This is a genomic window from Acidibrevibacterium sp. (assembly GCF_049965395.1).
Lineage (GTDB): Bacteria > Pseudomonadota > Alphaproteobacteria > Acetobacterales > Acetobacteraceae > Acidibrevibacterium > Acidibrevibacterium fodinaquatile.
Map to the genome: position 1 here is coordinate 1 of NZ_JBMFWJ010000003.1, position 14,203 is coordinate 14,203.

Annotated in this window: 6 protein-coding genes; all 6 read right to left on the reverse strand. The window is 65.2% G+C overall.

Translation table 11 applies throughout. From position 1 onward, the window contains the following. Nucleotides 1–1,528 (reverse strand): malto-oligosyltrehalose synthase (treY, locus tag ACP5M5_RS01780; RefSeq protein ID WP_427935126.1); only part of this gene is annotated, 1,528 nt, incomplete at its 3' end. Beyond that, complete coding sequence (gene treZ / locus ACP5M5_RS01785) at nt 1,497–3,293, reverse strand: malto-oligosyltrehalose trehalohydrolase (RefSeq protein WP_427935127.1); 1,797 nt, start codon at nt 3,291–3,293, stop codon at nt 1,497–1,499. The genes treY and treZ, both read right to left, overlap by 32 nt. Further along, nucleotides 3,290–5,422, reverse strand: a complete 2,133-nt coding sequence (glgX, locus tag ACP5M5_RS01790; RefSeq protein ID WP_427935128.1) for a glycogen debranching protein GlgX — start codon at nt 5,420–5,422, stop codon at nt 3,290–3,292. The genes treZ and glgX overlap by 4 nt, the downstream gene beginning before the upstream one ends. Before the next feature lie 19 nt (nt 5,423–5,441). Beyond that, entirely contained in the window at nt 5,442–7,628 is a 2,187-nt protein-coding gene (gene glgB, locus ACP5M5_RS01795; RefSeq protein WP_427935129.1) for a 1,4-alpha-glucan branching protein GlgB, read from the reverse strand. Further along, nucleotides 7,621–10,932 carry a maltose alpha-D-glucosyltransferase gene (gene treS / locus ACP5M5_RS01800; protein WP_427935130.1) on the reverse strand — a complete coding sequence of 1,104 codons (3,312 nt, stop codon included), beginning with the start codon at nt 10,930–10,932 and terminating at the stop codon, nt 7,621–7,623. Before treS ends, glgB begins: the two co-directional genes overlap by 8 nt. Nucleotides 10,933–10,952: 20 nt before the next feature. After that, nucleotides 10,953–14,123 carry an alpha-1,4-glucan--maltose-1-phosphate maltosyltransferase gene (locus tag ACP5M5_RS01805; RefSeq protein ID WP_427935131.1) on the reverse strand — a complete coding sequence of 1,057 codons (3,171 nt, stop codon included), beginning with the start codon at nt 14,121–14,123 and terminating at the stop codon, nt 10,953–10,955. Nucleotides 14,124–14,203 lie beyond the last annotated feature (80 nt).

Consider the following 14,203-nt stretch of genomic DNA (forward strand, 5'->3'; position numbering starts at 1 on the left):
GCGCCGCGTCGGCGGCACGCGCGAGGATGGCCCGATCCGCATCACTCGCACAACCCACCCGCGCATAGACGCGATAGACCGGAAACGCGGCCACCAAGGCCGTGAGAACCCGGCGCACGGACGCCAATCCATCATCACCGCCGGCAGGGTCATCGCGCAGGCTCTCCTGGAGGGCCGCCGCCGCCGCTGCCATCTCGGCTGGCAGGATCTCGCAAAGAACCTGCCGGCGCGCGGCACCCGCCTCGGCGGCGAACGCCGCGGCGCTCCCCGTGGCTCGGCGCCAAATCCGCGTCAGTGCCGCGGCACCGGAAGGGTCGTGCAGCACCGCCCCGACCTGGTCCATGAAATCATAGCCCGTGGTCCCGAGCGTCTCCCAGCGGGATGGGAGCGTCTCACCGGGGGCGAGAATTTTTTCCACCCAGATCCCGGCCGGGCCGGGGGGTGCGGCCGCCGGACGCTGCTTGCCGGCTTCGGCAAGACGGCGGCGGAGGCGCCGGAGATAGCCGGCGGGATCGGCGAGCCCGTCGATATGATCGATCCGCACGCCATCGATCAGCCCTGCGGCGTAGAGGCGGAGCACACCCGCATGGGTCGCCTCGAACACGGCAGGCCGTTCGACGCAAAGCCCGGCGAGGCCGGTGATGTCAAAAAAACGGCGCCAATTGATGTCATCGGCGGCGCGCCACCAGGCGAGCCGATAGACCTGCCGCGCGAGCAGGCGGTGTAGCCGCGCCTGTCCCGCCGGATGCCTGGTATCGAACGGCGCCAGCGCCCGCGCGATCGCCGCGGCGAGGGCGGGATCGCGTAGACGCTGGCGCGTCACCGTCGCCACATTGCGGGCCGTGGTCATGAAACGGCGAGACGAGGCGATAGCGGCGAGCGGCCGGACGATCGCCGCCAAGGCTGCATCGTCCTCACCGAGCACGGCCGGATAGTCGCGGGGCGCAAGCGGGAAAGCGTGCTCGAAATAGGTCGCGACAAGCCGGCCTTCCTCGGCATCGAACGCTAATCGGATGTCACCTTCGGCCAGACATTGGGCATAGGGGCGGCCGAGGAACGGCGCCAGCACCTTGCCGCGCAGATAGTGCGCCGGGGGCTGCCAGTCGATGTCGAAAAAGGCCGCGTAAGGGCTCGCCCGCCCCCATTCGAGCACATCCTGCCACCACGCGTTGCCGCCGCCGCCCCAGCCGCCGCCAACCGCCATGTGGTTGGGGACGATATCGAGGATCAGCCCCATCCCGTTCGCCCGCAGTGCCGCAACGAGTTGGCGCAGCGCCGCTTCACCGCCGAGTTCAGGGTTGACCCGATTAGGATCGATGACGTCATAGCCATGCGTCGAGCCCGGGCGCGCGGTAAACAGCGGCGACAGATAAAGATGGCTCACGCCGAGGCGCGCGGCATAGGGAACCACGCGCGCGGCCTCAGTGAGGGGGAAGCCGCGATGGCATTGCAAACGCAGCGTTGCCAGCGGCAGTCTCGCCGCGCGCCGCACCAGTTTACCTAAGGCTGAGGAAAGCGGCGCCGGCATATGGCGGTATCTCCCCATGCCGCACGCGTTCGGCGACCCCTGGCCGCGAGGCCGCGAGGGTGGCGCCAGCGAAGCGGCTGAGTGGCGCAGGCGTCGCGGCGAAATTAACGGCGATCCCGAGTTCGCGGCCATCGCCCAGCCGCCACGCCGCCCGCACCGCGCCGGGCCCCACCGCCTCGGCGCCGAGGCTGCGGCAGCCGACGAGGCCGGGAACGATGTCGCGTGCGCGCAGAGCCAGCAAATGCCGCGTCCAAGCGATGGCGGCGCGGCCATCGGGGCTGCCCGCCTCCACCGGGTCGGGGATGGCGGCGCGAAACGTCGCGGGATCGTTGGGGTCGGGAATGCGAGCCCGCGCGGCGGGATCGGCAAAGACCGAGAAGCGCGCGAATTCCTGCCGGCGGCCGTTGCGCACCCGCTCCGCCAGCGCCGGTTCATGGTCGGTGAAATAGAGGAACGGCGTGGTCGCGTCCCATTCCTCACCCATGAACAGAAGCGGCACGTGCGGCGCAAGCAGCAGCAAGAGACGCGCGGCATCGCGGGCGGCGGGGGAGGAGAGACGGCTGAGCCGTTCGCCGAAGGCGCGATTGCCGGTCTGGTCATGGTTTTGCAGGAAGCCGACGAAGGCGCTCGGCGGCAGATGCCGGCTCGGCTCGCCGCGGGCGGCGCCGTCACGATAGGCGGACGCCTCGCCTTGCCAGGCAAACCCCTCGGCAAGACAACGGGCGAGCTTTTCCGCCGGATCGGTGTAATCGGCGTAATAACCACTGGTTTCGCCGGTCAGCAGCCGGTGCAAACAATGGTGCCAATCATCATTCCATTGCGCGTCGAATAACGGGGTCTCGTGCTTCGCGGCGTCGTGACGGAGCAGGTTCGCGCGGTTGTCGTCGTTCTCGACCACCAAATGGACATGCCGGCCGACATCGACACCGCGGCGGATCGCCGCCGCGAGCGCCGGCAGCGCCGCTTGTGGCTCGATCGCGTGGACGGCGTCGAAGCGCAACCCATCGAAGCGATATTCGTTCAGCCAGTAGAGCGCATTGTGCAGGAAGAAATCCCGCACCGCCGGCTGGCCGAAATCGATCGCCTCGCCCCAGGGGGTGGTCGCGTCGGTGCGGAAGAACGGCGCGGCATAGGCGTGCAGATGGTTTCCGTCTGGTCCGAAATGATTATAGACGACATCGAGAAACATCATCAGGCCGAGCCCATGCGCGGCATCGACCAATGCCTTCAGCTCCTCCGGGGTGCCAAGGCCGGGGTCGGGCGCGAAGGGCAGCACGCCGTCATAGCCCCAGTTCCATCGCCCGGGGCAGCACGCGACGGGCATCAATTCGACGGCGGTCACCCCGAGCGCCTGCAAACGCGGCAGTTGCGCCATGACGCCGCGAAACCCGCCGAGCAGGCCGGGATGCAGCTCGTAGAGCACCGTCTCATGCCAGGGTCGCCCACGCCAGCTCGGATGGCGCCAGACATAGGCATGGGGATCAACGACGAGGCTCGGCCCATGCACGCTCTCGGCCTGGGCGCGGGCGGCGGGGTCAGGCACGGCACGCCCATCGGGCAGGCGGTAGCGATAGCGGCTTCCGGCCGCGCAGCGGAGCTTGGCGCTGACATAGCCGTCCGCCTCGCGCCGCATGGCAACCGGCGCCATCCCTTCGACCTCCAGGGTGACGCTCGCGGCCGAAGGCGCCCAGAGGCGAAAATGAACACGGCCGTCGGCGCGAAGATTGGCGCCGAAGGGCAGCAGATGCGAAAAAGTCGCGCTCATGTCTTATGTTCCCTGCTGGCGGCGGCTGCGGGGATGTTCGCCCCGAGCACGATGAGGCTGCGCTGCGCGACAGGGATCGTCGTTCCATCCACGACACCGCTCAGACGCTCCGGCCGCGCACTATCGATGAGCAGATGCCAGGGCAGCGCCGGCGACGGCAGGATGAAGTCGTGATCATCCTCGGAGCCGTTGATCAGCAGCATCACGACATCGACGCCGCCTTTGTCAGCGGCCGCGGGCCCGGCCCGGCGCAAAACGAGGCGCCGGCCGATCGGATCGTTCCAGGCGGCGTCACTCATGGCTTCGCCATGTTCATCGAACCAGGCGATATCGGCGATTCCGGGCAGCGGCTCGATCTGGCCATGCATGAAATAGGCGCCGCGCACGATCGGCAGGGATCGTCGCGCGGCGATCAGGCGAGCGGTGAAATCGATCAGGCTCTGGGCCGGCCCGCCGCTTGCGGCCGGCCAGTCGATCCAGGAAATTTCGTTGTCTTGACAATAAGCGTTATTATTGCCCCGTTGTGTGCCGGCCATCTCGTCACCGGCGCGCAGCATCGGCGTGCCGTGCGCGAAAAACACCGTCGCCAGCATGGCGCGCTTTATGCGCTCTCGCATCGCCATGATCTCGGGGTCGTCGCTCGGCCCCTCGGCGCCCCAATTATGGCTGTAATTGGCGTCGTGGCCGTCGTGATTGCTTTCGCCGTTCGCCTCGTTGTGGCGTTCATTGTAGCTGACGAGATCGTGCAGCGTGAAACCGTCATGCGACGCGATATAGTTGATCGAAGCGGAAGGGCGGCGCCGGCGGCGCTCGAAGACATCACTCGATCCCGAAAGCCGCGCCGATAGTTCCGCCCGCTGGCCGTTATCGCCACGCCAGAAGCGCCGCGCAGTATCGCGGAAACGGTCGTTCCACTCGGCAAAACCGGGCGGAAAATTGCCGAGCTGATAGCCACCAGGACCGACATCCCAGGGCTCGGCGATCAATTTGAGGCGCGATAGCATCGGATCCTGTCGGATCGCATCGAAGAACCCCGAGCCGGGATCGAAACCGGTGCCCTCGCGGCCGAGCGTCACGCCGAGGTCGAAGCGGAAGCCATCGATCCGGAATGCGCTCGCCCAGTGGCGCAGACTATCCATCACCATCTGCAAAACACGCGGATGCGAAAGATTGAGCGTATTGCCGCAACCGGTCTCGTCGATGTAGTGCCGTTCGTTTCCCGGCACCAGCCGATAGTAGCTGGCATTGTCGAGCCCGCGCCACGACAGGGTCGGGCCGAGCTGATTGCCCTCCGCGGTATGATTGTAGACGACATCGAGAATGACTTCGATCCCGGCGGCATGCAGCCGGCGTACCGCGATCCGCAGACTGTCGGCGGCACCGGCACCGAGATAGCGCGGCTCGGGTGCGAAGAAGGCGAGTGTCGAATAGCCCCAATAATTGCTGAGACCGGCCTCGACCAGAAACCGATCCTGAGCGAAGGCGTGAACCGGCATCAGCTCGATCGCGGTGATGCCGAGCCGGCGCAGATGGTCGATGACCCGCCCGTCCGCAAGGGCGGTGAAGGTTCCGCGATCCGGCGGCAGCAGATCCGTGCGGCGCATGGTCAAGCCGCGCAGATGGGCTTCGTAGATGACGGTATCCGACCATGGGATCTCTGGCCGGCGATCATCGCCCCAATCAAAAGCATGGGTGATGACGACGGCTTTCGGCATGGCGACGGCGCTGTCGCGGCGATCGAAGGAGAGGTCGGCGCGCTGGCTGCCGATGCGATAGCCATAGAGGGCATCGGTCCAACGCAGATCGCCGATCAGCGCGCGGGCGTAAGGGTCGAGCAACAATTTCTGGGCATTGAAACGGTGGCCATGGCGCGGCGCATAGGGGCCATGAGCGCGGTAGCCGTAAACACAGCCCGGCATCGCTTCCGGCAGATAGCCGTGCCAGACTTCGTCGGTGCATTCGGGCAGACGATAACGCGCGATCTCGCGCTTGCCAGAGGCCTCGAAAAGGCAGAGATCGATGGCTTCGGCATGGGCGGAAAACACCGCGAAATTGATGCCAAGCCCATCCCATGTGGCGCCGAGCGGATCGGGGCGACCGGGCAGGAGTTTATCGGGGCGGACGGGCATCGCGTTGGCCTCGCTCTTCTCAATCGGGGCGGAGCATGAGTGTCGCGAGCGGCGGCAGGGTGAGCGTGAGCGCTGCCGGCAGGCCATGAGACGGCGCTTCCTCCGCGCTCACCTGCCCGCCATTGCCCATGCCGCTGCCGCCATAGCTCTTGGCGTCGGTATTCAAAACCTCGCGCCAAACCCCGCCCCGCGGCACACCGAGCCGATAGGCCGCGCGCGGCACCGGCGTGAAATTGCAGACGACGAGCAGCGGCGGATCGTCGGGGTCAGCAAAGCGGAGCCAAGCAAAGACGCTTTGCGCGTGATCATCGATCACGACCCAGCGGAAACCTTGCGCGTCGGCATCGCGCCGGTAAAGCGCCGGGGTCGCGGCGAGCAGATGGTTGAGATCGCGCACCAAACTCTGCACACCGCGATGCACGGGATCGTCAAGCCGCTCCCATTCGACCGACGCGTCATGGTTCCATTCGCTCTCCTGGCCGATCTCGCCGCCCATGAACAGCAGCTTCTTGCCGGGATGGCCCCACATGAAAGCGAAATAGGCGCGGAGATTGGCAAAACGCTGCCAGCGATCGCCGGGCATGCGGCCGAGCAGTGAGCCTTTGCCATAGACCACTTCGTCATGCGACAGCGGCAGGACGAAGCGCTCGGAAAAAGCGTAGACCATGCCAAAGGTCATGTCATCATGGTGATAGCGGCGATGGATCGGATCCTCGTGCATGTAGCGCAGCGTGTCATGCATCCAGCCCATGTTCCATTTGAAGTCAAAGCCGAGCCCGCCATCGGCCGGCGCCGCGGTGACGCCGGGCCAGGCGGTCGATTCCTCGGCAATCAACAGGGCGCCCGGGCAACGCGCGGCGATGGTGGCGCTGAGTTCGCGCAGAAAGTCGATCGCTTCGAGATTTTCCCGCCCGCCATAACGGTTGGGTATCCACTCACCGGCGCGCCGACTATAATCGCGATACAGCATGGCGGCGACGGCATCGACGCGCAGGCCATCGGCGTGATAACGATCGAGCCACGAGAGCGCGCTACCGATCAGAAAGCCGCGCACCTCGTTGCGGCCGAGATTATAGATCATCGTGTTCCAATCGGGGTGAAATCCTTCGCGCGGGTCGGCGTGCTCATAGAGCGGGGTGCCGTCGAAACGGATCAGGCCGTGCGCATCATTGGGAAAATGCGCCGGCACCCAGTCGAGAATCACGCCTAGCCCGGCCTGATGGCAGGCATCGACGAAACGCGCGAATGCCTCCGGCGGGCCGAGCCGCGCCGTCGGCGCGAATTGCCCCAGTGGCTGATAGCCCCAGGAGCCGGCAAAAGGATGCTCCATCACTGGCATCAATTCGAGATGGGTGAATCCCATCGCCACGGCATAGGGGATCAGCCGCGCGGCGAGAATTTCCCAGCCGCAGCGCCCCGGCTCCTCGGCGCGGATCCAAGAGAGGGCATGGACTTCATAGATCGTCAGCGGCGACGCCGCGGTCTGGCGCGCCGCCCGACCCGCCATCCACTCGGCATCCCGCCAGCCCGTCCAGTCGGGCGCCGCAACGACGGACGCGGTCGCCGGTGGAAGCTCGGTCGCCGCCGCCACCGGATCGGCCTTCAGCGGCAGCACTTCGCCATGCGGCCCGAGGATTTCGTATTTGTAGAGGGTTCCCGGCGCAAGGCGCGGGATGAATAGTTCCCAGACGCCAGCGCCATGGCGAAGCCGCATCGGATGACAGCAGCCATCCCAGTCATTGAACGCGCCGACCACCGAGACACGCTGCGCATTCGGCGCCCAGACCGCGAAGCGGACCCCAGCGATGCCCTCATGCCGGGTCACATGGGCGCCGAGGCAGCGCCCGAGATCGTGATGGCGGCCCTCGGCGAGGAGATGGAGGTCGAAATCGCCGAGCACCAGGCCGAACGCATAGACATCCTCGGTCTCCCATCGCATCCGCCCATCATCGACCCGCAGCAGATACGGCGTCTCGGCAGGCAGCAAGCCGGCGAACAGCCCGGCCGGATGCACGCGTTCGAGTTCAGCGAGGAGATGGCCGGCATGACGATCGATCGCCTCCACCCGCACGGCGCGAGGCTGAAAACTCCGCACCACCACTTGCCCGACGCCCGCGGGATGCGGGCCAAGGACCGCGAATGGGTCACGATGCCGCCCCGCCGCCAACGCTTCCATCTCCGTCGGATCGGGCGCGAGATCAGACATCACGAGACTCCCCCTCCGCCAGCCGGGACGCGAGTTCGGCAAGCCCACGCAGCGGAATAGGAAGCCATGATGGCCGATTACTGGCCTCGTAGCGGATTTCGTAAGCGGCTTTTTCAATGAGGAACAGCATCAAAAGCGACGGCCCCTGCTCCGGCCGCGTCCAACGCCGCGGCGCCCGCGCGTGCGCCGCGTCATAGGCTTCCAAGAATGCCGCCTTGGCTTTGAGACGAAACTCTTCGAGCAAATCTTCGCGCCGCGCCAGAACCGCGTCGGATTGTCCGACCAAGCCCTGATTGGCAGCGGCGGCCGCATAGTCGAGCGAACGGAGCAGCCCGGCGACGTCGCGGAGCGGCGAAGATTTCCCGCGCCGTTCGGCGAGCGGACGCGCCGGCTCTCCCTCGAAATCGATCAGATAGACATCGTCTTTGGCTGTCAGCACCTGACCGAGATGGAAATCGCCATGCACGCGCGTCGAAAGCGACCCCTGCCCATGCTCGGCCAGCCGCGTCACCGCGCGGCGCAAGTCAGGGGCCCGCGCCACCACTTCGGCGGCCCGCGCCTGCATCGCCGGGTCAGGCCAATCGGTGATCGCGCCGAGGCTGGCAACGGCGCCGTCGATCTCCGCCGCGGCTGACGTCGCCCATGCCCGCGTCAGCCCCCCATCGGCGGGCTCGGGGGCAAAGGCCGGATCATCGCTCGGCGCCGCCAGCACGGCATGAAGCTCAGCCAAGCGTTGGCCGAGAATGCCGACAAAGAGGAGATAGGGTGCGAATGCATCCGCGACCGCCGCCTCGTCCACATCACTCACGGCAAGCTCATCCACCACGCGAGCAAGAAAATCGAGTGTCCAGATCCAGCCATCACCTTGGTTGCGAATGAAGGATTGCAGAAGCATCAGGGTGGAGGAGGTTCCAGCGCTATCGCGCCACACCACCTCGCCGAGCAGGGCGGCGCAATTGCGGTAGTGGCGTTCGGTCAGATAGCGCGTCATTTCCGCTTCCGGATGAACGCCTGGGCTTATTCGCCGGATCAATTTCAATACCGCGCTATTGTCGATCACCAGCGACGAATTGGTCTGCTCGACGGCCAGGCGGCGAATCTCGCTCACCGCCGGCGCAAGGCCGCTCTCGGCGAGCCGCGGGCTGGGCAGAAAGCGGATGACGCCGGCATCGCCAAGCGAGATCTCGGCGCCATCACGAAGCTTGGCCAAAACCGCGTCCACCAGCCCATCGAGGGCGAAACCATCGGTCAACATGCCGACGCGGTGGCCACGTCTGAGACGGGCGATGCCGAGTTGCTCTGGCAACGCCTCTGCGGTCTCGCCCGGCCAGGCAACGCCGAGCGGCAGCAGATAGTGTTCTTGCCCCGTCGGCAGCGCAATATCCAATTTGGCGAGTAAAACAGCATCGGCGCCGCTCACGAGGGGGGCCGCGAAGCCGATATGGCAGCCACGCAGCGCCACGTCCTTTGCGGCGAACCAGCGGCGCTTTTGCAGATAGGTGGGAAAAATGTCGCGCTCCAACACGGCGCGGTTGGGTGGTGCCAAGACTTCCGCGATCTCGCGGCGAATGACGAGGGTGACGAATTCCGCCAGCGGTTGTGGCGCCGGCGTATGCCAAGGCGGCAGCGCCGCCTCGAGGCTGAGCGAAAACCACAGAAACCCATAGGGTGGCAAAGTCAGCAGATAGGGTAATTGGCCGATCGGCGGAAAGACCGAACCCCCGATCATGTCGACTGGCACACGGCCGACGAATTCGCCCAACGCAAGCTCGACCGCCTGTGCCGTGCGCGAGAAGTTGCTGACGCAAAGCACGATCTCTTCTGCCTCCGCGTCCTGATATTCGCGGAGAAAGGCGAGGATTTTGCGGTTGCCGGGATAAAGCAGGCGCTGGCTGCCGCGGCCGAAGGCGCGGAAGCGGCCACGCACCGCAATCATGCGGCTCATCCAGTTGAGCAAGGAATGCGGGTCACTCGATTGCGCCTCGACATTCACCGCGTCATAGCCATAGATCGGATCCATGATCGGCGGCAACACCAGGTCAGCGGGATTGGCGCGCGAAAACCCGCCATTGCGATCGGGTGACCACTGCATCGGCGTGCGCACACCGTTGCGGTCGCCGAGGTGAAGATTATCACCCATGCCGATTTCGTCGCCATAATAGATGATCGGCGTGCCGGGCATCGAGAGTAGCAAACTGTTCATCAGTTCGATGCGGCGCCGGTCATGCTCCATCAGGGGCGCGAGACGGCGGCGAATACCGAGATTGAGCCGAGCGCGGCGATCACTCGCATAAATCTCCCAGAGATAATCACGCTCCTGATCGGTCACCATCTCGAGCGTCAGCTCGTCATGGTTGCGCAGAAAAATCGCCCATTGGCAGTTGTCGGGAATTTCTGGCGTCTGGCGGAGGATATCAGTAATCGGAAAGCGGTCTTCGCGCGCCACCGCCATGTACATGCGCGGCATCAAAGGAAAATGATACGCCATGTGACATTCATCACCGGCGCCGAAATACTCCTGCACGTCCTCCGGCCATTGGTTGGCCTCGGCAAGGAGAACCTTTCCCGGTGCGTACTCGTCGAGTGCGGCGCGGATCTTACGAAGCACCGCATGGGTCTCCGGTAAATTTTCGTTGTTGGTTCCTTCCCTTTCGACGAGATAGGGCGCGGCATCGAGCCGCAGCCCATCGACACCGAGATCCAACCAAAACCGCATCACGCTGAGGACAGCACGCAGCACCGCCGGATTGTCGTAATTGAGATCTGGCTGATGGGAGTAGAAGCGGTGCCAGAAGTACGCGTTGGCTACCGGATCCCAGGCCCAGTTCGACTTTTCGGTGTCGAGAAAGATGATGCGTGTGCCGGCATAGCGCTGGTCGTTGTCCGACCAGACGTAGAATTTCCGTGCATTGCTGCCGGGTTTCGCCTGGCGCGCGCGCTGGAACCAGGGATGCTGATCGGAGGTGTGGTTGATGACGAGTTCGGTGATGACCTTGAGGCCGAGTTCATGCGCCGCCCGGATGAAGCGCCGGACATCGGCGAGCGTGCCATAATCCGGGTTGACGCCGCAATACTCGGCGATGTCATAGCCGTCATCACGGAGCGGCGACGGATAGAACGGCAACAACCAGATCGCAGTTACCCCGAGTTTCTTGATATAGGCAAGCTTTTGTGAGAGCCCCGAGAAATCCCCGATCCCGTCGTTATTGGCATCGAAAAACGATTTGACATGCACCTGATAGATCACGGCGTCTTTGTACCAGAGCGGATCCGCGGTCGGCGTGAGGGGGCGTCGGCCTGCCATGTGCATCTCCCTTGTTTCGGTCATGACAGCGGTGCCAACCGCCAGATGAGAAAGGGGAGGCCCGATGGATCGAGCCGCAGACGCTGCCATTTGCCGCGAAGGATGATGTTTTCTCCGGTCATAAGATTTTCGGCGCCGATCGGGTCGCCATCTGCCAGCCCCCACTCCCAGAGCGGAATTTCGACATCGGCTTCCTGCACGGTGTGCGGATCGAGGCTGACCGCGACAACGAGAACATTGCGACGGTCGGCACTGGCTTTGCGGTAAAATAGCACGCTGTCATTGGTCGCGGTGTGGAACGCAACACCAAGATGCGTTCGGAGCGCCGGATTATCGGCGCGGATCCGATTGAGTTGGGCGATCTCGGCAACGATATTGCCCGGCCGCTCCCAATCCCAGGCACGGATCTGATATTTCTCGGAATCGTGGTATTCCTCCCGCCCCGGCAGCGCCGCCGCCTCACAGAGCTCAAACCCGCAATAGACCCCCCAAAGCCCGGAAAGCGTCGCCGCCAGCGCCGCGCGGATGAGAAAGCCGGCACGCCCGCCATTTTGCAAAAAAAACGGGTTGATATCCGGGGTGTTGACGAAGAGGTGCGGGCGGAAATACTCGCGCACCGGCGTGGTCGTGAGTTCAGTGAAGTAGGCTTGCAGTTCTTGCTTGGTGTTCCGCCAGGTGAAATAGGTATAGGACTGGGAAAAACCGGCCTTCGCCAGCCGGTACATCATCTTCGGCCGGGTAAAGGCTTCCGCGAGGAACACGACGCCGGGGTCGTCGCGACGGATATCGGCGATCAGCCACTCCCAGAACGGGAGCGGCTTGGTGTGCGGGTTATCGACGCGAAATAGCCGCACGCCCTGAGACACCCAGAACCGCACGACGTCGCGCAGCGCAAGCCAGAGCGACGGAACCGCATCGGCCGCGTAGAAATCGACATTGACGATGTCTTCGTATTTCTTTGGCGGATTTTCCGCATAGCGCAGCGAGCCGTCCGGCCGCCAGGCGAACCAGCCGCGATGCGCACGAAGCCAGGGATGATCGGGTGAGCACTGGATCGCGAAATCGAGCGCGATCTCTATGCCGCACGCTGCGGCGGCATCGCGCAGGCGGCGGAAATCCTCGAACGTTCCGAGTTCGGGGTGGATCGCGTCATGCCCGCCGCTCTCGGCGCCGATCGCATAGGGGCTGCCGGGATCATCCGCGCTCGCGATCACCGCGTTGTTGCGGCCTTTGCGGTTGGTTTTTCCGATCGGATGGATCGGTGGCAGATAAAGCACGTCAAAGCCCATGGCGCTGATGCGCGGCAAGTGCCGGATGACGTCATCGAACGTTCCGTGCCGCTTGGGATCATCGCTCATCGAGCGGGGAAAAATTTCATACCAACTGGCAAATCCCGCAGCCGCGCGCTCGGCATCGAGCGCGAGCGGCGGGGAGACGCGAACACGGAACGGGCGATCGTCAGCACGGCGCATCAGGTCTGCCGTCGCTTCCTCGAGCAAAATCTGATAGCCGCGTTCCGGCGCCTCGGCACGCTTTAGCCGCTCGCGCACCGCCTGGAGTGACGCCGCGAGATCGCCCTTGCATCGTTTCGCTGCAGCAGCGATCAGATCGCGCCCCTCGACCAGTTCGAGAGAGAGATCGAGGCCGGCCGCATGTTTTTTGCCAAGTTCGGCGCGAAACGTCGCGAACGTGTCGCACCACGCCTCGATCGTAAATTCGTGACGACCCAAGCGGGCGAGTGGAAATTCGGCGGCCCAGCGATCATTGCCGAGCGGCCGCATCGGCACTTCCTGCCACCGCTCGGCATCGGCCGCGCGCCAACGCAGCACCGCGGCCAATTCGCCATGGCCATCGCAGATCAGATCGGCCGAGACCGTCACCGTTTCGCCGACGATGCGGCGCGCGGCGTAGTTTTCCCCATCGGGAATGCGCGGGCTGATCGCTTCGATGGCGATGCGGGGCGCGGCGGCAGCGGCGACGGCGCTTTTCTCGCTCGCCATGGCCGGGAGCCGCACCCAATCCGCCGGCAGCGTTGGCAGGAGGCGAAGCTCGGCCGGGGCGAGGGAAATTTCGTCTTGCGGACCGAGGACGGCATCCCCGGCGTGCAGGCCCGCGAGCGGCACGCGCGCGACGGGCAGAAAATCAGCACAACGCAGCGTGTTTGTCGCGTCGAGGCGGGTATTGAGAAGTGCAAGCGTCGCCGCCGCCTGAGCGCCACCTCGAAGCAGCGCGATGGCGTCCCCGCCCGGCCCGGTCAGCAGCTGCGTCTCCCCCGCGTCGAGACCGGCGATCTCGCCGCGCGACGCATTGAGCGCCGCGATGTCAGCGGTGAGATCGAAGGGGGCGTCGTCGCACATGGCGGCGAAATCATCGGGACGGGGATCGGCATCGGGCAGGGCGCGGCGGGCGGCGTATTCGAACCCCATCGGCAGGAGCCAGCCGGCGCCCAGCACCGCAGCAAGGCGCAGGGCGCGGAGATAAAAGGCTCGAAGCAGCAGCGGGTTTTGCCATTGCGTCGCGAGGCGCTGGCCGCAAGGCACCTCTGGCGCCGCCGCGAGCGGTGCAACATCGCGCAACGCCGCGATTTCGTTCCAGAGCCAGCCATCACGAAAATTCCACCATGGCAGCGAGCAGAACACAAGATCAAGCCCAGCACCGCGCCATGCGGCGTAGCGCGTCCACGGCACGCCCGGTGTCCAGCCCAGGAAACGAAAATCCGGCGCATATCGCCGCACGCCCGCGATCAGTGCGGCGAGATGCCCCCCCGGCACGGCGCCAAGCCCGATCAGCCGCACCCCGCCAAGCCCCGCTGCCGCCCAATCGCGCAGCCGCGTGATCCAGAGTTCGGTCAAAGCGGCGGCGGCGTCCGGCCTCTCCCAGAGCGCACCTACGGCGCCAAATCGGGCGCGGGGGATGCGCGGATCAAGGCCGGCGGAGCCATCTGCGGCTTCGAAAAGATCGGCATGGGCATGCCGCAAGGCACCATCCGCCGCGACCTGATCGAGCACCAGATCGACGTGGGCCAGAACGCCGCGCGCCCGACACAAGCCGGCCAGATGGGCGATCAGCGCCGTTGCATCCCCGTGCCAGCCACAAGCCGGATGCGGCCGGTCCATGTCGCCGGCCAGAAACAGATGGCCGCCGCTTCCCGGCGCAACCAGGGGCGGCAGTATAACCTGCCCAAAGCCCATGCCGGCACAACGATCAAGCGCCTTATCCCACGCCGAAACCGGGCCAGAGAGCAACGCATGTAGATAATAGATATTATTAT

Bases quoted from the DNA above. Each gene is read 5' to 3' on its own strand.
- treZ (WP_427935127.1), bottom strand. From the start codon at position 3,293: ATGAGCGCGACTTTTTCGCATCTGCTGCCCTTCGGCGCCAATCTTCGC.
- glgX (WP_427935128.1), bottom strand. From the start codon at position 5,422: ATGCCCGTCCGCCCCGATAAACTCCTGCCCGGTCGCCCCGATCCGCTC.
- ACP5M5_RS01805 (WP_427935131.1), bottom strand. From the start codon at position 14,123: ATGGGCTTTGGGCAGGTTATACTGCCGCCCCTGGTTGCGCCGGGAAGC.
- treS (WP_427935130.1), bottom strand. From the start codon at position 10,932: ATGGCAGGCCGACGCCCCCTCACGCCGACCGCGGATCCGCTCTGGTAC.
- glgB (WP_427935129.1), bottom strand. From the start codon at position 7,628: ATGTCTGATCTCGCGCCCGATCCGACGGAGATGGAAGCGTTGGCGGCG.